The sequence below is a fragment of the Anabaenopsis sp. FSS-46 genome (assembly GCF_029891665.1).
GTDB classification, from domain to species: domain Bacteria; phylum Cyanobacteriota; class Cyanobacteriia; order Cyanobacteriales; family Nostocaceae; genus Anabaenopsis; species Anabaenopsis arnoldii.
In genome coordinates this window covers 19,930-41,147 of record NZ_JANQDG010000040.1, presented here as the reverse complement: position 1 = coordinate 41,147, position 21,218 = coordinate 19,930, and the positions used below count along the sequence as shown (strand labels likewise).

Below are 21,218 nucleotides of genomic sequence, written 5' to 3'. Positions count from 1 at the left end.
ACTTAATTACGAATTACCTTGGCGTAGCGCTTCCGCAGGAAAAAGGAAATATGAGCGATTATTTCAGTATCCGCCTTCTTCTTCGTATTCTGGCTGTCTTTCTTTGATTTTCTTGGGAATATTCACTGGCTTTGGTGCATCCTCCCAAGCATCGCCTTCTACATCATCATCATCGTCGTATTCGTTGGTGTAAGCTTGGGTTTCATATCTAGGTTTAGGTGGCTCTTGATATCTATCCCTAGGAGTAACTTCACTCCAGTTATCTTCCTCGTCTTCTTCGGATGGAATAGATTCGTACTGTTGGGCCCGCATGACTTGACGACGGGGGATTTCTTCTTCCACATAGTCTTGGGTCCATTCCTCCTGTTCCACAGGTTCAGGAGCGCGGACTCTGGTTTTAGGTGGTTGTAATGGTACTCCACTAGGTAGCTGATTTGTTGGTGAAACCGTGCGGGGAATATAGCCATATTCCTCTTCTGCTTCTCTTTCCCAGGGGGCTTTACCGATACCTAAGCGCTCTAGTACGCCCACTGTTAACTGGTTAACTCGCTCTTCGGCTCCTTCAAATACAATCAACCTACTCGGTCCGGTGCTGACGACTTCATCCATCGATAACTCGTAGGTGCTGAGAAATTGGTCAGGAATTTGGGGGACTCCTAAAGAGGCGACGACTATGGAAAGAATCCGACCAGTTTCGCCATTGAACTTGAAACCCCGCACTCTCCCTAATACTTCACCCGTCTCTGTGATTACTTCCCAGTTAATCAGGTTGCTTAAACTCTCAATCTCAATATCTTCGATCGCATCTTCGTTATCAACTAGAATTACATCACCAATTTGGTTGATAGTGTTGAGGTACATATAGCGTGGCAGACCCGAAATAGAGATCAGGCTGTCTCGCAAACCAAGAGCCACAACCTCTCTTTGATCAATATCAACCCAAAGTTGATTGACGATACCGAGCCGTTTGCCGTTATCGCGAGTAATCACCTGGGTGTTTAATATGTCGGAACGCCTAATTATCTGTTCAGAGGTCATTCTATACCGAGTCCTGATCTCGAATCCGGTTTATCTATACACTATTATTAACAAAATCTCAAGCAGATGCATTGGATGATTTTAATTTAATCCCCAATACTTGAGTGTAAGCTCCTCGTGCTTGAGTAACGCCAATAGTCCGTTCGGCCGATTCTATCATCGGACGGCGTAAACTCACAACTATAAATTGGGCTTGTTGGGCTTGTTGTTTAATCATTTTAGCTAATCGCTCGACGTTGGCACCATCTAAAAACATATCTACTTCGTCAAAAGCATAAAATGGGGAGGGGCGGTAACGTTGTAGAGCAAAGATGAAACTTAAGGCTGTGAGGGATTTTTCCCCCCCGGACATGGACGCAAGGCGCTGTACTGGTTTACCTTTGGGGTGGGCGACTAGATTTAGCCCACTGTTAAAAATATCTTCGGGATCTTCTAGTTGCAAATAGCCGTCACCTTCGGAAAGAACGGCAAAAATAGATTGAAAGTTGGTGTTGACCGCATCAAAGGCTTCTTTAAATGCTAGCTGTCGCAATGTGGTAAAGTTTTCAATCCTTAGGAGTAATTCTGTGCGTTCGCCTTCTAGGGTCTGTAGTTTTTCCGTTAGTTCTTCTAGGCGGTTCTGGGTGCGTTCGTATTCCTCTAAGGCCAACATATTCACTGGTTCCATGGCCTGTAAGCGTTTGCTTAGGCTGCGCAGTTCTTTTTGCAGTTCCTCTAAATCTACCTGGTCTGGTACTTCTGGTAAGGGATTGGGCAATTCTGCGCCGGTTTCTCGTAATTGGTTTTGCAATGCTTTCAACTCTTCGATCCGTTTGTGTTGGCTTTCTTGGAGTTTTTCTATTTCCCATTGCAGTTGTTGTTGATGTAAAAGTTGCGATCGCAATTCTTGTTCTATTTTGTCCCGTTTTTGTTTCTCTAAACCTAAATTTTCGCTGATTTGCTGTAAATTGGCCTGGTTTTGATTAATTTCACTGCTGAGGTTAACTGATTGACTATTCAGGGAATTTAGTTGATTTTCTTGGCTGGTTTGTTGTTGCTGATATTGCTGTATTTTAGCTTCAGCTTCTTGGATGCGTTCTTGCGATCGCTGTTGTTGAGTTTGACAATTTTTTAATTTTTCTTCGGCTTCCCTTAATTCTCTCTCTTTTTGTTGTAGTTGTTGCTCTTGGTTTTTAATAGTTATTTGCATTTCTTGCCATTCTCTGGGGGTTTGAGATGCTTCTAATTCCCCTAACTCTTGTCGCAATTGTTGTAACTCATTTTCTTTTATTGGTAATTCCCGATCTAACACTGATAAACGGGATTGGGCGAGGCTGATTTTTTCGGTATTTTGGGTCAGTTGCGATCGCGTCCCATGCAATTGCTCTGTTAAATTCTTGACTTCTTTTTGCAGTTGTTCCCATTGTAACTGCTGTTCTCGCCGGGTTTGTTTTGCTTCTGCGAGTTCCTGGGTATATTGTTTAGTTTGAGCCGATAAAGTAGTTATGGACTCAGTACAACGTAATAAAATTCGCTCAATCTCTCCCAAGCGCCCCTTTAAAGCTATAGCTTCCTCAGATTCCGCTGACTCAGTTTTCCCAAACCGCAATACAGAACGCTGACTATTACTCCCCCCTGTCATAGCGCCGCTAGTTTCTAACAATTCCCCATCTAAGGTGACAATCCGATACAAACCCATATTTTGCCGGGCTGTTTGGATACTCGTAAATACTACTGTATTACCGAATACATAACTAAACACATCTTGATAACGGCGATCGCATTCAATTAAATTCATGGCATAATTGACAAACCCGTGGGCATAACGCAAGGTGGCATCCTGAGTAAATTTACTAGGTTTTACCTTATTTAAAGGTAAAAAAGTTGCCCTTCCTGCCCGTTTTTGCTTGAGTAATTCAATTCCCGCCGCGGCTACGCTGTCATCTTCTACGACAATATGACCCAAACGCCCACCAGCGGCAATTTCCAAGGCTAACTGATAGCGGGGGTCTACCTTACCCAACTGTACCACCAAACCGCACAACCCCGGCAGTCCCGACTGTAAAATTACCTTACTGGCTTGGGTTCCCTGTACCTCCTGTTGGGCTTGGGCTTGGGCTTCAATTTTATCTAACTGGCGTTGTTTTTCCCGTTGTTCTTGTAAAAGTCGCTTTTGGGTTTCCTGTTGGATTTGTAACTCTTGTTCTGTAGCTGCGAGAGTTGCGGTTAAATTGGCTATGGGTTCACCCCCTCCCTGAAACTCCATTTCCCAGCGACTACATTCAGCTTGTTTACCACTTAACTCCGGTTCCCAACTATTAACCAGCTGAGTTTGTTCAGTAATTAGCTGCTGTAACTGCTCATAGCGTTCCCTGAGTTGTGCTTGTTCAGTGCGTTGGGGTTCCAGGATTTGCAGTAAAGATTCAATTTGACGATTAAAAGCTGTTTGTTGCTGTACCCAAGCTTCCGAAGCTGAAGCGATCGCCGCAGCTGCTGACCTGGAAGCATCTAAAACCCCTTGGGCTTGATTTCGTGCTTCCACACAACCCAGAATAGATTCTCTGGCTAAAACCTCAGTTTGGGCTAAACTTGTTAGTGACTGCTGATATTGTGCCACATCCTGGTGAGTTTGGCTCAATTCTTGGGTTGTTTGGGTTATGGCTGCGGTTAATTCCTGTTGTCGGCGCTGGAGTTGTTTAAATTCCGCCTCTTGGGTGGCTAAAGTAGTTTGGAGCGCCAAGAGTTCCTCCTCACCCAAAGCTTTGACATAAGCATTGAGTTGTTCTAGTTCCTCCGTCTGGAGAGTAATGGCAGAATTGAGGTTATTTAACTGAGTAGTAAATTCAATATAACTGCGATCGCCGCCTTGAATTTGCGCCACCAAATTTTCTTGCTGTGCTTGAAGAGAGCGCCAAGATAAAACCGCCTCCCAGGACTGCTTACACTGAAACTCACTGCGGAGTACTTGATACTTTTGCGCCTTAGCACGGGCTTGAGATAGGCGATCGCGCTGTATAGTTAACTCAGTCTGAATAATCCGACAACTATCTTCCTTGTCCTTCACCTCATCCAGAGTTTTCTTAGCTTGGACAATTTTACGGTCAAAAGCCGCCACCCCAGCCAACTCATCAATAATTTCTCGACGTTCCCTAGCATTCATAGAGATAATACTAGTAACATCCCCTTGTAACACCACATTGTAACCCTCTGGATAAATCCGCAGGTTATTCAACTCCTCATGTAGCTCCGTCAGAGTACAAGGTTCACCATTAATATAATAGTTAGAGGTATAACTCCCCTGCTGACTTACCCGCAACCTGCGGGTTACAGTCCACTCAGTGACAGCACCCTCCCCAATCTGGGTTTGTGTCCCCGATACATCCCCCGACAAATCAAAGGTTACCGTCACACTGGCCTCAATTCCAGCGCGTCCTTTAGGCTTTTGAGCATTATTCACCAAATCTGGTAACCTATCCGCTCGCATTCCCTTAGAACTAGAAAGCCCTAAACAAAACAGCAACGCATCCAGGATATTAGATTTACCCGAACCATTCGGCCCAGAAATGACCGTAAACCCCGGTAATAGAGGAACCGAGGTAGTACCACCGAAGGATTTAAAGTTAGTGAGTTCCACGCGCTTGACGTGTACCATAGATGCTGCTTAACTGGGCTAATGTAGCATAAGTGTATCAATTAATTAAGATTTGGCAATAGGGACAAGACCATTTTTTAGCATCCTCTAGGGGAGAACCAGATTTAGGTTAGGTATGAGTTGACATTAAGCTGTTTCAGAGTGGAAATCGTTCAGATATTTAGCAGTCTTAAAATCATCAATTTCACCCTGGTTGTCTCCTAAAAAATAGCGAGCTAACCCCCGGTTGTAGTAAGCTTGAGCATAATTAGGGTCAATCTGAATAGCTTGGGTATAGTCATCAATTGCACTCTGGTAGTCTCCTAAGTTAGAGCGAGCTAACCCCCGGTTGTTGTAAGCATTAGCATAATTAGGGTCAATGTGAATAGCTTGGGTATAGTCATCAATTGCACCCTGGTTGTCTCCTAAGTCAGAGCGATCTACCCCCCGGTTGAAGTAAAATTGAGCATTTTGCACAGTTTCATCAACTGGGGAAACTGTCAAACTTTCTAAATAGCCCCGTAAACCCCCACAATAGAGCAACTCATTGATTTTTACCCTGGCTTTCTCCCCGGTCACAGTGGTCATATTAGTGGGTAAAAACCCTGCTAGGACTAAATGATATTGACTTTGTGCCTCATTGACTTCCTCTTCAATTAAAATACAAACCAAAACAGCATTTTTGTTAATTTCTTCTTGACTAATTGACCATTCAATCTGATTAAATTGACCCTGACGAGCTTTTACCTGAATACCAATAGATGAATCAGCAGTTAGGGTAAAGTCTACACCACCATCACCACCCTGATATTTTTCATAGTCAACATCCGTGAGCAGATGACTTAAACGGGTTTTAACTACCTCCTCCCCTAGCTTTCCCTTCATGTTGTTAACAAACACCTGACGAACAGAACGGGACTGATTTCTATGCCTATCAGCCATGTCCCAGCAAAACCGCCGTAATTGCTGCAAGGAGTCACCGGTGATCACGGTTAACTCACTGTGCTGTCCTGGTTGGTCACACTGGAGTAAATTACCGGATTTCAGTCGGTTGATGAAGTCTGTCTGTTGGGCTTGTAATATAGTTTTCCAGTCCATTAGTAAAAATTCGCCTTCATCTGACAAGGAATATTAACATCTTGAGGAGATATGCAGACGCGGGAAAAATCACAACCATCAAAAACCCAAGGGTGTCCTTGAGGCTTTTGAGCATTATTCACCACATCCGGTAACCTATCCCCTCCCATTCCCTGAGAACTAGAAAGCTCTAAACAAAACAGCAACCCATCGAGAATATGAGATTTTACCGAACCATTGGGGCTAGAAATGACAGTAAACCCCGGTAGTAGAGGAACCGAGGTAGTACCACCGCAGGATTTAAAGTGAGTGAGTTCCACGCGCTTGACGTGTAGCATAGATGCTGCTTAACTGATCTAGTCTAGCACAAGTGTATCAATTAATTAAGCCTTGGCAATAGGGACAAGAGCATTTTTTAGCATCCTCTAGGGGAGAACCAGATTTAGGTTGAGTATGATTTATGACTTTTCATCGCCGTTGCGTGAGAGCAGTTCAATTTTATCTACAGCATATTGATAGCATACTTCATCCCCTACTGTTTGATAGATATATGCAGCAGCTTTCCAGTCATTAATCGCACCCTCCTTATCTCCTAAATCACAGAGGGCTAACCCCCGGTTGAAGTAAGCAGAAGCATAATTAGGATTAATCTTAAGGGCTTGGGTATAATCTGCAATTGCTCCCTGATTGTCGTCTAAGTAATAAAGCGCTGAACCGCGGTTATTATAAGTATCAGCATCATTGGGGTTAATTTTGATAGCTTGGGTATAATCTGCAATTGCTCCCTGTTCATCTCCTAGGTCAGATAGAATATTCCCCCGGTTATTGTAAGCATCAGCATCATTGGGGTTAATTTTGAGGGCTTGGGTATAATCTGCAATTGCTCCTTGGTTATCTCCGGCATCATAACGAGCTAACCCCCGATTGTAGTAAGCTAAAGCGTAATTAGGGTTAAGTTTGATGGCTTGAGTATAATCATTAATTGCGCCCTGGTTATCTCCTATATCGGAGTGAGCTAAACCCCGGTTGTAATAAGCTAAAGCATCATTGTGGTTAAGTTTGATGGCTTGGGTGTAATCTGCAATTGCAGCAATGGTTTCTCCTAAGTGATAGTGAACTAGACCCCGCAAGTAGTAAGCTGTGGCGAAATTAGGGTTAATTTTCAGGGCTTGGGTATAATCTGCAATTGCTCCCTGGTTATGTCCTAAGTAATAACGAGCTTTTCCCCGGTTGTTGTAAGCATAAGCTAAATTAGGGTTAATTTTGATAGCTTGGGTATAATCTGCAATTGCATCGGCGGTTTCGCCTAAGTAATAGCGAGCTACTCCCCGGTTGTTATAAGCATAAGCATCATTGGGGTTAAGTTTCAGCGCTTCGGTATAATCTTTAATTGCTAATTGCCTATTCCCTAATTTACTGTAAGCATTACCCCGGTTGTTATAAGCATAAGCGTCATGGGGATTAATTTTGATGGCTTGGGTATAATCTTCAATGGCTGCGCTGATTTCTCCTAAGTAGTAGCGCGCTTTACCCCGCTGGAAGTAAGCGCCAGCATTGTCTGGTTTTAGTTGTAATGCTTGATTACAATGAGCGATCGCACTCTCATAATCTGTTTTATTAAGGTATTCTTTAGCCATATCAATATACTCCTCAACTTCCACAGATGTCTAAGTTTCTAAATAACTATACAAATCTTAGCATTTTACATCAAGTCACAAAAATTACTCGTCTTTGGAAAATTAGGCTGATGGGGTGATAAAATCAACTGGAACCTCACCTGAACACCCCCGGTTGATTTGACGCGGGTATGTGTGGTATTCTGCAATTTAGTTGCTAGGATTCGTGAAGTGTATCTGTAGGTGATGCCTTAGTTTGGAGTAAGTTCAGTTCTTGGCGTGCGTCACGAAGACTATTTTGATCTCCAGTTTTTTGGAAAAGTTTAATAGCTTGTTGAAAATCGGCGATCGCACTTTGTGTATTTCCCTGTTTTGTGTGATTCACACCCCTGTTATAATAGGCTAACCCATATTGAGGATTAATGGCGATCGCCTGAGAGTAATCTTTATCCGCAGCTTTGTAATTTCCCAATTGTAGGTGAACATTACCACGATTATTGTAAGCCGCTACATCCTGAGAATTGAGTTCAATAGCTTTAGTATGGTCTGCAATTGCACCTTGGTAATTTCCAAAAGAAAGACGATGAATACCTCGGTGATTATAAGCTGCTCCCCACCGGGGATTTAGCTCTAAAGCTTGATCATAATCTTCACCAGCTTTTAATCTATATCCTAACTCGCTGTGCATATCCGCCCGTCGGAGATAGGCGACTGCTTGAGGATAGCGATTAATGGCGTGAGTATACTCCCGAATGGCTGCATATTTTTGATTTTTGCTAGCGTAAATTAAACCTTTTTGATAATAAGGTCTAGCATCACCGGGATTAATCTTAATGATAGCATCAAAATCCTCCATAGCGGTTTGGTAAATTCTCAGACGACGGCGGAGAATACCCCGTTGTAAATAAGCCTCAATATAACTAGGTCGCAGCCTGATGGCCGTGCTAAAATTCTCATTAGCGCTTCTATTGTCATTCATCTGTACTAAGGCTAAACCCCGCCCATAATAAGCATAGGCATGACGAGAATTTAAGGCGATCGCTTTGGTATAATCAGTAATTGCTTCTTGGTATTTACCCAATCCATATAAAGAAAATCCCCTATCATAGTAAGCATCAGCATTTTCTGGGTTTAATTCAATAGCTTTAGTAGCATCTATCTTTGCTTGCTGATAGTTTCCCAACCGGTAAAATGTATTTCCACGGCTCTTATAAGCCTGATAATTGCTTGAGTCTAGTCTAATAGCTTGGGTAAAATTCTCAACTGCAGATTGATAGTTTCCCTCTTGATATTTTCTCAATCCCTCCTGGTATACTTGCTCAAATTTTACTGGAGAAGCAATAGTTATCAGTGATGAAACCAACGTCAATACTGTCACTATCCCTATAAAACCTATTCCCCCTAGGATTAACCAAAGTTTTGGGAGTTGCTTGTGAGTAAATTCATGAGTTTCCACCTGCTCTATATCTTTTAAAACTTCAATTACTGACTGGTATCGCCTCTGATAGTCAAAGCGTACCATTTGATCTAAAATTTTTCCTACCTCCTGACAAATTTGAATATTTTTCCGCCGCCAAATAATTGCCCCTGTTAGCAACCCTTTCTGCTGTTGTAAGGTTGATATTTCCTGCTCTGTTAAACCCATAATTGCCGCAATGACAATTATCCCTAAAGCATATATATCACTATTATATTGAGGTTGACCGCGCAATTGTTCTATAGGTACATATTCAAGATTAGCGACGGTATTGGTTATCAGTTCGGGAATAGCGCCAAAATTAACTAAAACTAATTTTTTATCTGACTCTCGACGGATGATATTTGCGGGGTTAATATTCTGGTGAATCACTCCCCGCTGATGTGCAAATACCAAAACTTCTAATACTTGAGATAAAACACTAATTACCTCTTCCTGTGTTAAAGGTATCCCCTGTAAAATCTCATTGGTTAAGGTATTACCAATAATATATTCTTCAACTAGATAGAATTTTCCATCTTCTTCAAAATAACTCACTAGATTTTGGATTTGGTCATGTTCCTGACTAAGTTGCTGTAACTTGTGTCCCTCATGGAGAAATGACTCTCGCAGCAGATTTAAATCCGGGAGAATATCACCATCAGGATGTAGCTCCTTGACTACCAATTGACGACCGGGAACGATAGCATCTTCAGCCAAATAGGTTTGTACCTTCTCCTCTACATTCAGGACTTCCAGGATGTGATAACGCGTATCTAAAATTCTACTAGTCATAAGTCTATCAGTGATTACACTTATAATAATGCCTATTTCTTCAAAGCAATTGTAGTCATGAATCACTGAAGACCTAGGCAGATATTCAATGAATAATTAGGCGGGAACTACAAACTTTTCGGTACCAGCTAACCCAAAGGCGCTGTGAATAACCTGCAAAGCTTTGACACCATCTTCTTGTGCTACAACACAACTAATTTTGATTTCTGAGGTAGCAATCATTTGGATATTAATTTGGTTTTCGGCTAAAGCGTCAAACATTTTCGCCGCAATACCTGGTTGTCCCACCATCCCTGCACCAACGATACTTACCTTGGCGATCGCATTATCTAAGACAACCTCACCCCATTCTAATTCTCCTGCCACTTGAGTGAGCATTTTTTGTGTACTTTCCCCATCCATCTGCGAGACAGTAAAAGCAATATCCCTTCTAGGAATACCGTCAACTATTCGACACCGTTGAGATTGAATAATCATATCCACACTGACATTATGCTGTGCTAATAGTCCAAATAACCTGGCCGCCATCCCTGGTCGGTCGGGTACTTGACGAATTGCTAGACGTGCTTGGTTCATATCGAGGGCGACACCACGCACTGCGGGAGCAGATAACACAGCAATTGCTTCTGGTTTCTTAATGTCCTGGTCTTCTGCAATTTCAAAAGCTTGACGCAGTGCAGCCACAGCGCGATCGCACTCTGTCGCATCTACTACACAACTAACTTTAACTTCACTAGTAGAAATCATCTGAATATTTACTTGTGCTGCGGCTAAAGTCGCGAACATTTTAGCTGCTACCCCGGGACGCCCAATCATTCCCGCCCCAGCAATACTGACCTTAGCAATATTTTGCTGTACCATCACCTCAGCCTCATCAGAGTTGGGGTGGTTTCTCAATGCTGGGGCGATGGCGGATGCTACCGCTTCCGCGCGTTTTAATATCGGTGCTGTGACGGTGAAAGCAATGTCATTAGTATTACCTTCATGTATAGACTGAATAATCAAATCTACATCTACATCTTGCCGGGATATTTCGCCAAATAACCGCGCTGCTACCCCTGGTTTATCGGGGACGCGCAACAATGCTACCTTGGCTTGGTCTGTATCAAACTCTACATCATCCACAGGGCGGGCAATTTCTAGATTCACTAGCGATCGCCCTTGGGGTTTAGGGGATGTTACCCAAGTACCAGGGTCATCACGCCAACTAGATTTTACCACCAGTGGCACCCCATAATTGCGGGCAATTTCCACAGCGCGGGGATGTAAAACTTTCGCCCCCAGGCTTGCGAGTTCGAGCATTTCATTACAGCTAATCTCCTCCATTAACTGAGCTTCTGCTACCAGGCGGGGGTCTGTAGTCAATATACCAGGGACATCGGTATAAATTTCACAAAAATTCGCCCCTATAGCCGCAGCAATAGCCACAGCGGAGGTGTCCGAACCACCCCGACCCAAAGTAGTAATCTCCATATCTCTGAGACTAGATATACCCTGAAATCCAGCAACTACAACCACTTTCCCTTGAGCAATTTGATGACGCAGCCTTTGGGTTTCAATATGTAAAATTCGCGCACGGGTATGTTCAGCTTCAGTCACAATTCCTACTTGACCACCAGTCATAGAAATTGCTGGCTGTCCAATTTCTTGCAATGCCATACTAACTAGAGCAATAGTGACTTGCTCCCCAGTAGAAAGCAACATATCCATTTCCCTGCGGTTGGGATGGCGAGAAACTTCCTGAGCCATTTTCACCAGTCCATCTGTGGTTTTACCCATCGCCGAAACCACGACGACCACAGAGTTACCCGCCTTAACAGTCTTGTAAACACGCTGTGCAACAGCTTGAATACGTTCTACAGAACCAACAGATGTACCACCGTATTTTTGAACTATGAGCGCCATAAGTTTATATGTAATCAATGCTGCCTACTTTGATCAATGCCCCCCAGGGGAAGCCGAGAAAGTATTGCTGGTTGTTTAGTTTATTAATATCAGAATCAGCGCCGACAAAAAACCGGTAATTTCGCTTTGTTGGTAATACTCAGTCAGCAGCACCATTAACTAATGTACTGTCGCTGTTCTCAGAGGATGTTTGTCAACTCATGATTAGTGTATCAACTATTGTTTCACCCCACCCTAACCCTCCCCCTGTCAGGGGAGGGGACTGGATTTTATTGTTTTGGTGTGTTCGGTGTATTCCCCATTCCCTGTTCGGTGTGTTCCCTGTTCCCTGTTCCCTGTTCCCTAAAATAAAAATTACCTGTTGAAAACTTATTATCAAACATCCTCTCAGACACTGTTGTTACAAATTGGCACATTTGTTTTATAATTCTTAAACATCAGCATAATTTTGTCACTAATCTGTAGAAGTCAACAGCCGGGTGTATAAGAAGCTTTTGCAGGGCTGTAACACAGTAAAATTGAGGGATGCAAAATGTCAGATAGCCCAGGATTATATATTCTACTAGTCAGTGTTCACGGGTTAATTCGCGGTAAAAATCTAGAATTAGGGCGAGATGCTGACACCGGGGGACAAATTAAATATGCGGTAGAACTGGCTCAGGCTTTAGCAGCGAACCCACAAGTAGAACGTGTAGACCTGGTAACTCGTTTAATTAATGATCCAAAAGTTAGTTCCGATTATGCTCAACCGGTAGAAGTTCTGGGTGAGAAAGCCCAAATTATTCGTGTTAATTGCGGGCCCCGGCGCTATCTGCGCAAAGAAGTTCTCTGGCCGCATTTAGATAATTTTGCCGATGAATTACTCAAGCACCTGCGCCAAGTGGGAAAACTACCCGATGTCATTCATAGCCATTACGCCGATGCTGGTTATGTAGGTTGTCGGGTTGCTGGTTGGTTAGGTGTACCCCTTGTGCATACTGGTCACTCCTTAGGACGTGTGAAACAACAACGACTTTTAGACCAGGGTACTAAAAGGGAAACCATTGAAAGTACTTATCACATGAGTACCAGAATTGAGGCTGAGGAAACCACTTTGGCCAGCGCCGCTTTAGTTATCGCTAGTACCCATCAAGAAGTCACCGAGCAGTACGGTATTTATGACCACTATCAGCCTGATAGAATGGTGGTCATTCCGCCGGGGGTAGCACTCAAGGACTTTTACCCGATTCCAGAAAATTGGCAGGAACCAGGAATTTACCAGGATTTAAAACGATTTCTCAATCATCCGGAAAAGCCGATGATTATGGCGCTTTCTCGTCCAGCAATTAAGAAAAATGTCGGTACTCTGGTGAAAGCTTATGGTGAAGATCCACAGTTGCGTCATTTAGCAAATTTAGTCCTGATTTTAGGAAATCGCGATGACATCAGCACCATGGAATCAGACCCACGCCATGTGTTTGCAGAAATTTTTCACTTAATCGATCGCTACGACCTTTACGGGTACGTCGCCTACCCCAAACACCATTCATCTGATGAAGTTCCAGAACTATATCGATTGGTGGCGAAAACACGGGGAGTGTTTATCAATCCCGCATTAACTGAGCCATTTGGTCTCACCTTAATTGAGGCTACAGCCTGCGGTGTGCCAATTATCGCCACATCGGATGGTGGTCCACGAGATATCCTGGAGGTCTGCCACAATGGAATGTTGATTGATCCTCTAGATGTGACCCAGATCCAGGATGCTCTGCGCACAGCCATCACGGATACAGAACAATGGCAAACTTGGTCTGAAAATGGATTACATCGAGTGCGGGATAATTTCTCTTGGTCTAGTCACGTAGAACGTTATCTCGAACAGGTGCAGCAGATATCTCAACGACCAGTGCAATCTCAGCTGAGTCCCCTACCAAGGGCTTTAGCAAGTGACCTCCCTGATTGGAATATCCCTGACCAAAACCGGTTACCGATCGCAGATCGGTTTCTGGTTTGTGAAATTGATAATACCTTGTTAGGCGACCAAGAAGCTTTACACAAACTGATTGAGCGAGTACATCAGGAAGGTCAATCTACCGGCGTGGGTATTGCTACAGGGCGGAATTTGCAAAGTTCTTTGGATATGTTGGAAGAATGGGACTTTCCCAGACTAGATTTGCTGATTGTCTCGGCTGGTACTGAAATCTATTATGGACCCCAGGTAGTCCCAGATAGTAACTGGCAAAGACATATTAGTTACCATTGGAATGCTGAGGCTGTCCGTCAAGCAATGGAGACACTACCGGGTGTTTCTCTGCAACCCCCAGAAGCTCAAGGTCAGTTTAAAGTCAGTTACTTTATTGATGAAGTGAAATGTTTAAGCTTTAAGGAAATTATGCGTCATCTGCGGCGGCATAAGCTCCATGTTAAAGGAGTCTATAGCCATAATATGTATCTTGATTTGTTGCCTATCCGGGCTTCTAAGGGAGATGCTATTCGTTATTGTGCTTTGAAGTGGGGACTACCAATACAACGATTTTTAGTAGCAGGTGCATCTGGTAATGATGAATCAATGCTGTCTGGTAATACTTTGGGTGTGGTTGTGGGTAATTACAGCCGTGAACTGGAAAAGTTACGGGAATATCCACAAATTTACTTTGCTCAAGGAAATTATGCCTGGGGTATTTTGGAAGCACTAGACCGCTATGACTTCTTTGGCAGTCTATCTACAGCACAAATGCAAACTGTAGCAGATAATTAGCTGATTGTCAATGGATTTTCAGAACTACTAATGTCATATCATCGGTGTTTTGCCTTTCACCACCGATAAATTCCAGAACTTGCTCAAACAAATAATCTACAATCTCCTCTGCTCCACTGCAATACCTGCAAGCGGCATTAAAAGCAGCGACAAAATTCTCTTCATCGAAGCGATCGCCACTAGCCGCCGCCGCATCAGTCAACCCGTCTGTATAATAGATGACTGTATCCCCAGGTTCTAACTGTGCCTGGGCATTTTCGTATTGGCTATTGGCATCTAAACCAATCAGCATTCCCAAAGTATCCAAGCGGGTAATAGTTTTCGTGGCTGCGTGCCACCACAACGGAGGATTGTGTGCGGCATTACTATAAGATAAAACCCGATTTACAGGATTATATTCTGAGTAAAACAGAGTCACAAAGCGATGGGAATTTTCCAAATCCGCATACATAACGCGATTCAAATTTTGCAGAATTACACATGGGGAATTACCATGGAACACTTCGCCACGAAGCATTCCCCGCATCATGGTCATAATTAGTCCTGCTGGGACACCTTTACCCATGACATCGCCAATTACCAAACCCCAGCCCCTTGTTTCCTGGGTAGTTTTACCATTTAGCTGTACTTGATTGTGATTGGTGGGGATAAAGTCATAGTAATCTCCACCCACACGATTAGCGGGTTTACAGCGTGCGGCTAGGGTCGCACCGGGAATAATCGGACATTGACGGGGTAGAAGTCGCCGTTGAATTTCTGCCCCAATTTCTAGTTCTTGATCTAAGCGCTCTTTTTTCCTCAATTCTACGGCTAGTTCTTCGTTTTCAATGGCTACAGCTGTTTGATCTGCTACCAGTCTGACTAACTTTTGTCTGGTATCCGTCCAGCTATATTCAGGATCGCGGCTGAGGACGTAAAGCCAACCCCGTTCTGTATGCTTGACGAGAATTGCTGTGCCAAAGATTTGCACATCTGGATCTAAGTAGCGATGGATTTGGTCATCTAACATCCCTGTAGCTGTTGCTAAAGGTCCTGTATGAGATAGAAGTGTGATTTGACTACTAGCTGTTTCTAGAGCTTTGCGGATATTCTTACGCTGGCGGCTATCCTGCCAGTGTAGTTGCTCTAAGCGAATTTGACCATTAGGTTTATGTAGGAATAAAGCACTACCATCTGCATCTGTGACTCGAGTGGCAATCAGTGGTATCAGCTGTAAAAACTGGTTCAAATTATTGAAACTTCTGAGGGCAAATCCTAAAGAACTGAGTAAATCTTGGATTTTATTTTGTTCTCGGCGCAACCGTTCCACAAGTTCTTTGAGTGCCACAACTGGTGTGACATCCGTCTTAGCACTACTATTAGTATCAGTGGGTTGAGAGGGCAGTTGAGACACAGGCAAAGGTATGATTGCACTTAATATAGAGTTTAGGTTACTGAATAAATCAAGTAAATTGCTAGGTTATATTGGGACAAGGTGGATATTTTTAGCAATAGTCACAAGACTTAACATCGAACTAGAGAGAATTATTGTATTTGCTTATGATATCTCTAGCTAAATATTGATGCAATTTCCATCAACAATGAGTAGGTAAAAATCCGCCAATACTCTCATAACATATAAATACCCTAATTTTTCTAGAACTTAATTAGCAAATCATACATCTTTGGAGTCAAAAAAATTTTAATTTTATTATTGCTCACAGGTTTCTCATCCCCAGCAGTAACTTTTATAGGCAATTACTCCTTGCCTTAATTATTGAGTGTTCTGTTTGTATTTGACTCTGGGATGGGCAAAAATCAACACCCTTGAGATTTATCAATCCGTGATGTGGGGAAAACCAACACACCAAGACAGATGTCTGAGGAGATGAAACAATTTTTGCCGACTGAAACACCAGCTAAATGGGGGTCTGTGCCCTCGACTTTGTGAGCATAGCAAATTTTCCATCTAAATATCCCCCACAGGAGATGAATCAGCCAGACCCAGAAGAAATATTAACTAAAAAAATCCCAATTAGCCACTCAAGAGAGCTTCAACAAATTCGTAACTAGAAAAAGGACGCAAATCTTCCATACCTTCACCAGCGCCAATAAAGCGAATGGGCAAACCCAGCTGCTGCACCACGGCTAAGGCAACACCTCCCTTGGCTGTACCATCTAGCTTAGTTAAGACTACGCCCGTGAGTTGGGCGGCTTGGGAGAAAACTTGAGCTTGGCGCAATCCATTTTGACCTAAAGTGGCATCTAAAACCAATAGGGATTCTATTTTGGCATTAGGGGCTTTTTTGTCGATGATCCGGCGGACTTTGCCGAGTTCGTCCATTAAGTTTTTCTTATTTTGCAGTCGCCCGGCGGTGTCTACCAATAGTAACTCCGTTTCTCGTGCTTGGGCGGCGGCGATCGCATCAAAGACCACGGCGGCTGGGTCTGTATTTTTCCCCGGATTAGCAATTACTTCCACACCGCTACGCTGGCCCCACACCTTCACCTGTTCCACTGCTGCGGCCCGAAAGGTATCCGCCGCCCCAATCAAGCATTTATAACCAGATTTTTGGGCTAGGTGGGAGATTTTGCCGATAGTAGTGGTTTTCCCTGCCCCATTCACCCCGGTAATCAACCAAATATTCAAAGTTTCCTTTTCTGGGGCGAAGCTGAAACTTGGGGCTTTTTGTAGTGGCGCGTCTAACATATCGCGCAAAATTTGTTTCAGGTAGGCGATCGCCTGTTCAGGGGGCGTTACCTCTGCTAACAGTTTTTTCTGGAGGGTATTGACAATGTAATCTGTAGCCTCCACACCCACATCAGCTTGGAGAAGTGCGGCTTCTATTTCCGATACAGCCGCTTGATTGAGTGGTCCTTGGCCGACAATTGCCTTAAGTTGGTTAAGAATATTGCGGCGGGTTTTGTCTAAACCTTGCCGGAGTTTTTTCAGCCAGGTAATTTCCTCCACAGAAATATCTTCTGCTCGCCTACCTTGGGCGGCCAATACTTCTGCTGACCAGAGAAAACCTTCATCAAAAGCTAATGCTTCTTGATCTGGGGTAGTTTCTGCGGTGGTAGCTGGGGTTACCACCTCTGGTTTAGCCACTTCAATAGCCCCGGCTATCAGCCTTTCTTGCTTGGCTTGCCGTTCTGCGGCCGCCCGTTCTAAAAAGGATAAATTACTGGGGGCTGTGGGTTCTGGTGTAGCTGCATCTAGACTCAGGGAGTCTATATTGGCAGTTTCCACATCTAACTCTGCTGTAAGGGCAACTTCACTGACTACAGCCGGGGCGGTGTCTAGCACAGTTTCTATTGTTTGTGCTTCCACATCTGCGACTTCTGGTGCTGTTGTTACTGGTGAAGCTTGTTGTTTTTGCTGGATATTTTTATAAGCAGATTTGGCAAAGGCCAATAAATCTTCTGTGGGGTCTACTTGGGGTTCTGTTACTGGAGGAGTTACCTCTTGTTTTTGGGCGGCTGGGGTATCAGAAGAATCCTGATGTTGACGCTGGAACCAATTAAAAGCCATTATATCTATAAGTATTAGTTGATGATTTTAACTAAATATCCTCAAGACCCTTGAGGATATTTGGGGAGCGGGAAAATTTGCGCTTTAATCTACACAGGTGCTTTTTGTTCGGTAAATCGGCGCAGAACACCATTAATAAAACGATGACCCTCATCTCCACTGTAGCGTTTAGCTAGCTCTACAGCTTCATTAATAGCTACTCTGTCAGGCAGATTGAAAAACATCATTTCTGCCACTGCGATCCGCAAAATATCTCGGTCTATTTGGGCTAGGCGAGTCACTTGCCAATCTACTAAAGCTGAGGAAATATGTTCATCGATAATCACTCGGTGTTCGTTGACTATTTTCACCAGTTTAATGGCATATTTGCCAACTTCCTTATCTTGATTTGCTAATTGAATCAATTCTGGGAACTCAACTGCGGCTCCCAGTTGATTGATAGCGGTTTGGGTGTAGTTAATCGCCTCTTTCAGGAGGTTTCTGGCTGTATCGATGTCTGAAGCACGAGTTTGGCTAGTTAAGAGGCGATCATTACTGCGTTGTAGTTCTCCAGTAGCATTATCTAGAGTATCTTGCACTTCTGATCTCAGGGTGCGGACTGTGGCTAGTATTAATTTTGGTAGATGCTCTTCTGTTAATTTTTTGGGGTTAATTGGCAACTGGCTGAGACTTAAAAGTGCCAATTCACGGGCAATTTGCTGGGGTTTTCGTTCTTGCATGGAAGTATGTGCTTAAGCACTAATGAGAAAGGTGAGTATGGCCGCAATGGTGGCAAAGTCAAATAATCATACTATCTATTGACTGGAAACTTTGCCGTTTTCAGGGTTGTGTTTCTATATTGCGCTCCTGAGGTATAACTAGGGGGGGTAGAGTCTTATTCTCAGCGATAATCCCTCCAGAGACTAATACTTTAAAAGCATCTTCTATGGGGATAGATAGAGTTACTACCTCATCTTCTGGAACTATGGCATACCAGCCGGTGGTAGGATTGGGGGTACTGGGAATAAACACACTCAACATGGGACGGGGCATATGAGCTTGAATATCGGTACTGATATTACCGGTAACGAAGCCGATCGCCCATATTCCTTTTCGGGGATACTCTACTAGAATTACCCGGCGAAACTTGTCGCTGGAATCTTTGACCAGGGTTGCTAACAGCTGTTTGAGAGTTTTGTATACCTGCCCTGCTAGGGGAATTGCCTGCAATAGGCGCTCTCCCAAATCCAATAACCAACGCCCAGCAATGTTCCTAGCCATCAACCCTATTAAAAGAATACTTAGTAAAGGGACTGCCAGCCCCACTGCTAAATTCAGTATATTTACTACTATAGGTTGGAGTCCGTCAAAGGGATTGAGTTGTTTAGGAATTTTAGTCAGGAAGTTGATTACCCAATTAGCAATGGTAATAGTTAGCCAAATAGTTGTTGCTAAAGGAATAACTACTAATAAACCGGCAATTAGGTCATTTTTTAAGTCTTGTTTTAGCTGATTAATTCCCCAGTCTCTATGCTCCTGTTTGAGATTACTAGAATTTTTGTGATTGCTATTCATACCAGCACACTTATCAAATTCTCAAGAGTTAATTGTAATATTTCATACTTTAGCTAGAGGGTAAAGATTGCTAGCATCTGGAATAATGCTGTAAAAATATACACTTGCTGCTCAGGAAACAGCATTTTTCTAGTCGGGTGCATATAGAGATTGACTAAGGAAGAACATGGGGGATGGGATGTGTGAGACTTGTAAACCATTATTGCAAGTCTCTAATATACTACTGATCCTATCGCGCTGAGTGAAAAGCTGCTGAAAATTCTGTAAGTCTTAGATTACAGCTAAAGAAGGATCTTAATTTGTCACTGAGCGGGGGTTTTTTTTGTGAAAATTAAGTTAATAATATTTATCTTCACCAGTGACCGAGATATGTTTCATCCTTCTTAAACCTGTCCAACCAATAATGATATATCCCAGGGATAAGAGCAAACTACTCACACCAATTCGCAGTCCAGACTTCCAAGCGTTTCCTCTGGCTTGTTTTTCAGCTTCTTCGCGACGTTGGCGAATTTCGGTTAATCTTTGATTTGCTTGTGCTTGGGGGTCTGTTTGCTGGGCGATAAAAGTCTCGAGTTCTGAGGGATTGGCTTTAAATTTCTTGAGTAATTCTTTCTGTTGTGCGGGAAGTTGAGGGTTATTGAGTGCTTGTTGGTATGTTTGGTCATTTTTGAGCAGCTCGGTAAACTGACTTCTCACTTGGTTGCGCAGTTGTTCTAATTGAGCTTTTCCTTGCTCATTGTTGATTTGGGCTTGGAATTGGGATAACCGATTGTTAACTTCATTTTCTGCTTGTTGAGCTTCTTGGCGGATTTGGCCGAGACTGTTGGCGCTCGCTTGTCGGACATTATTCAAGTGTAAGGGGAAAATTAAGAGGAAAATTAACCCTAAAATACTGGAGAGTATCAAGATAGGAAGTCTGATATCTATAGGTTTGGGGCCATCGCTATGATGAACAGTATCAGCCCAATAACTGGCGAATAGCATTCCTATACCCACTAAAGGTACAATACCTCTGTCAACTAATGAGGTAGCTAAATTGATTTGCCATCCCGGATCGGTGGGTTGGAAGGGTAAAATCACAATTAAAAACTCTAGGAAGAAGGACAAAAGTAAAATTATCCCCACTACCTTGAGTGTCAAAGCAGCATTCCCCGCAGCAAGACGATTAGTCATAATTATTTTTCGTGTATGAAAGTAATTTTCCTATTTAAAGTTACCTGAATATTGTTGCCAAATCGCTAAATCCTCTGGAAGATCCACATCACCTAAAGGAGGTAGGAAAGAAACAGATATTTTCAGGTTTTCAGCAATATTCATTGTTTGTTGTAAGACTTGAGAAGTTCCCCAATCGATATTAAAGAATAATTCTGGGAAGGGACGACACAAGCCAATCAAGTAATAACCGCCGTCAATGGCCGGACCCAATACCAGGTCATGAGTGTGTAGCTGCTCAAAGGCTTGGGTGAGAATGTGAGCATTGATTCCGGGACAATCTACACCAATAATAATTACTTTTTGAGCGCCAGATTGCCAGGACTGAGTTAGCGATCGCCCCATGCGGGAGCCTAGATCTCCTTGTCCTTGGGTATGGTAGAGTAAATCATCCCCTAGCCAATCTGCCATCAGTTGCAAGTTACCACCGGTGAAACGTACTTCCCAGGATATAGGAATAGTTTTTTGTAGTGCTTGCACCTGAAGTATTGTATGTTCTGTCATCTGCCGTTGTAAATTGGCAGCACCCACAGCACCCAAAGCAGGTATAAGTCGGGTTTTGGTCTTACCTGGTTCTGGGTAGCGAGTAAAAATAATTAAGTGCTGTTGCTGAATATCTAAAAATTTTAGCACATTATATATTAAGTAATTATTCGTTGATTAGCTTGATAATTTAGCGATTGTCCCAAATTGAAAAAACCCCCACT

The 21,218-nt window shown here is 43.2% G+C and carries 14 protein-coding genes; 1 reads left to right on the top strand and 13 read right to left on the bottom strand.

Translation table 11 applies throughout. The features are described 5' to 3' along the window. Positions 1 to 63 precede the first annotated feature (63 nt). The 7 genes from NWP21_RS04095 to NWP21_RS04065 all read right to left on the bottom strand — a co-directional run bounded on the left by NWP21_RS04095 (position 64) and on the right by NWP21_RS04065 (position 11,497). The gene (locus NWP21_RS04095) at positions 64 to 1,038 is read right to left on the bottom strand and encodes a PRC-barrel domain-containing protein (protein WP_280791715.1); all 975 of its coding nucleotides are present in this window, start codon (positions 1,036 to 1,038) and stop codon (positions 64 to 66) included. Between the two features lie 58 nt (positions 1,039 to 1,096). After that, entirely contained in the window at positions 1,097 to 4,669 is a 3,573-nt protein-coding gene (gene smc / locus NWP21_RS04090) for a chromosome segregation protein SMC (RefSeq protein ID WP_280791714.1), read from the bottom strand. Positions 4,670 to 4,795: 126 nt separating this feature from the next. Continuing rightward, positions 4,796 to 5,746 carry a tetratricopeptide repeat protein gene (locus NWP21_RS04085; protein WP_280791713.1) on the bottom strand — a complete coding sequence of 317 codons (951 nt, stop codon included), beginning with the start codon at positions 5,744 to 5,746 and terminating at the stop codon, positions 4,796 to 4,798. After that, positions 5,746 to 6,063: a hypothetical protein gene (locus tag NWP21_RS04080; RefSeq protein ID WP_271730953.1), complete on the bottom strand. Its 318-nt coding sequence runs from the start codon at positions 6,061 to 6,063 to the stop codon at positions 5,746 to 5,748. Before NWP21_RS04080 ends, NWP21_RS04085 begins: the two co-directional genes overlap by 1 nt. Positions 6,064 to 6,183: 120 nt before the next feature. Further along, entirely contained in the window at positions 6,184 to 7,362 is a 1,179-nt protein-coding gene (locus NWP21_RS04075) for a tetratricopeptide repeat protein (RefSeq protein ID WP_280791712.1), read from the bottom strand. A 196-nt stretch (positions 7,363 to 7,558) separates the two neighbouring features. Further along, the gene (locus NWP21_RS04070) at positions 7,559 to 9,592 is read right to left on the bottom strand and encodes a serine/threonine-protein kinase (protein WP_280791711.1); all 2,034 of its coding nucleotides are present in this window, start codon (positions 9,590 to 9,592) and stop codon (positions 7,559 to 7,561) included. A gap of 96 nt (positions 9,593 to 9,688) precedes the next feature. Continuing rightward, positions 9,689 to 11,497: an aspartate kinase gene (locus tag NWP21_RS04065; RefSeq protein WP_271730946.1), complete on the bottom strand. Its 1,809-nt coding sequence runs from the start codon at positions 11,495 to 11,497 to the stop codon at positions 9,689 to 9,691. Positions 11,498 to 12,029: 532 nt separating this feature from the next. On the opposite strand from NWP21_RS04065, the gene NWP21_RS04060 reads away from it, so the two are divergent. Further along, the gene (locus tag NWP21_RS04060; RefSeq protein WP_280791710.1) at positions 12,030 to 14,234 is read left to right on the top strand and encodes an HAD family hydrolase; all 2,205 of its coding nucleotides are present in this window, start codon (positions 12,030 to 12,032) and stop codon (positions 14,232 to 14,234) included. Positions 14,235 to 14,241: 7 nt separating this feature from the next. On the opposite strand, the gene NWP21_RS04055 is transcribed toward NWP21_RS04060, so the two are convergent. The 6 genes from NWP21_RS04055 to NWP21_RS04030 all read right to left on the bottom strand — a co-directional run bounded on the left by NWP21_RS04055 (position 14,242) and on the right by NWP21_RS04030 (position 21,144). Then, complete coding sequence (locus NWP21_RS04055; protein WP_280791709.1) at positions 14,242 to 15,633, bottom strand: PP2C family protein-serine/threonine phosphatase; 1,392 nt, start codon at positions 15,631 to 15,633, stop codon at positions 14,242 to 14,244. 615 nt (positions 15,634 to 16,248) lie between these two features. After that, positions 16,249 to 17,745 (bottom strand): signal recognition particle-docking protein FtsY, encoded by a 1,497-nt coding sequence (gene ftsY / locus NWP21_RS04050; protein WP_280791708.1) that lies wholly within the window; start codon positions 17,743 to 17,745, stop codon positions 16,249 to 16,251. A gap of 89 nt (positions 17,746 to 17,834) precedes the next feature. Beyond that, positions 17,835 to 18,464, bottom strand: coding sequence for a transcription antitermination factor NusB (gene nusB / locus NWP21_RS04045; protein WP_271730939.1), 630 nt, complete (start codon positions 18,462 to 18,464; stop codon positions 17,835 to 17,837). A gap of 100 nt (positions 18,465 to 18,564) precedes the next feature. Further along, positions 18,565 to 19,299, bottom strand: a complete 735-nt coding sequence (locus NWP21_RS04040) for a DUF502 domain-containing protein (RefSeq protein WP_280791707.1) — start codon at positions 19,297 to 19,299, stop codon at positions 18,565 to 18,567. A gap of 336 nt (positions 19,300 to 19,635) precedes the next feature. Next, positions 19,636 to 20,472, bottom strand: a complete 837-nt coding sequence (locus NWP21_RS04035) for an HpsJ family protein (RefSeq protein WP_280791706.1) — start codon at positions 20,470 to 20,472, stop codon at positions 19,636 to 19,638. Between the two features lie 30 nt (positions 20,473 to 20,502). Next, positions 20,503 to 21,144: a TIGR04282 family arsenosugar biosynthesis glycosyltransferase gene (locus NWP21_RS04030; protein WP_280791705.1), complete on the bottom strand. Its 642-nt coding sequence runs from the start codon at positions 21,142 to 21,144 to the stop codon at positions 20,503 to 20,505. Positions 21,145 to 21,218: the final 74 nt, after the last annotated feature.

Coding starts and splice junctions, on each gene's coding strand:
- NWP21_RS04095 (WP_280791715.1), bottom strand. CDS start 1,038: ATGACCTCTGAACAGATAATTAGGCGTTCCGACATATTAAACACCCAG.
- smc (WP_280791714.1), bottom strand. CDS start 4,669: ATGGTACACGTCAAGCGCGTGGAACTCACTAACTTTAAATCCTTCGGT.
- NWP21_RS04085 (WP_280791713.1), bottom strand. CDS start 5,746: ATGGACTGGAAAACTATATTACAAGCCCAACAGACAGACTTCATCAAC.
- NWP21_RS04080 (WP_271730953.1), bottom strand. CDS start 6,063: ATGCTACACGTCAAGCGCGTGGAACTCACTCACTTTAAATCCTGCGGT.
- NWP21_RS04075 (WP_280791712.1), bottom strand. CDS start 7,362: ATGGCTAAAGAATACCTTAATAAAACAGATTATGAGAGTGCGATCGCT.
- NWP21_RS04070 (WP_280791711.1), bottom strand. CDS start 9,592: ATGACTAGTAGAATTTTAGATACGCGTTATCACATCCTGGAAGTCCTG.
- NWP21_RS04065 (WP_271730946.1), bottom strand. CDS start 11,497: ATGGCGCTCATAGTTCAAAAATACGGTGGTACATCTGTTGGTTCTGTA.
- NWP21_RS04060 (WP_280791710.1), top strand. CDS start 12,030: ATGTCAGATAGCCCAGGATTATATATTCTACTAGTCAGTGTTCACGGG.
- ftsY (WP_280791708.1), bottom strand. CDS start 17,745: ATGGCTTTTAATTGGTTCCAGCGTCAACATCAGGATTCTTCTGATACC.
- nusB (WP_271730939.1), bottom strand. CDS start 18,464: ATGCAAGAACGAAAACCCCAGCAAATTGCCCGTGAATTGGCACTTTTA.
- NWP21_RS04040 (WP_280791707.1), bottom strand. CDS start 19,299: ATGAATAGCAATCACAAAAATTCTAGTAATCTCAAACAGGAGCATAGA.
- NWP21_RS04035 (WP_280791706.1), bottom strand. CDS start 20,472: ATGACTAATCGTCTTGCTGCGGGGAATGCTGCTTTGACACTCAAGGTA.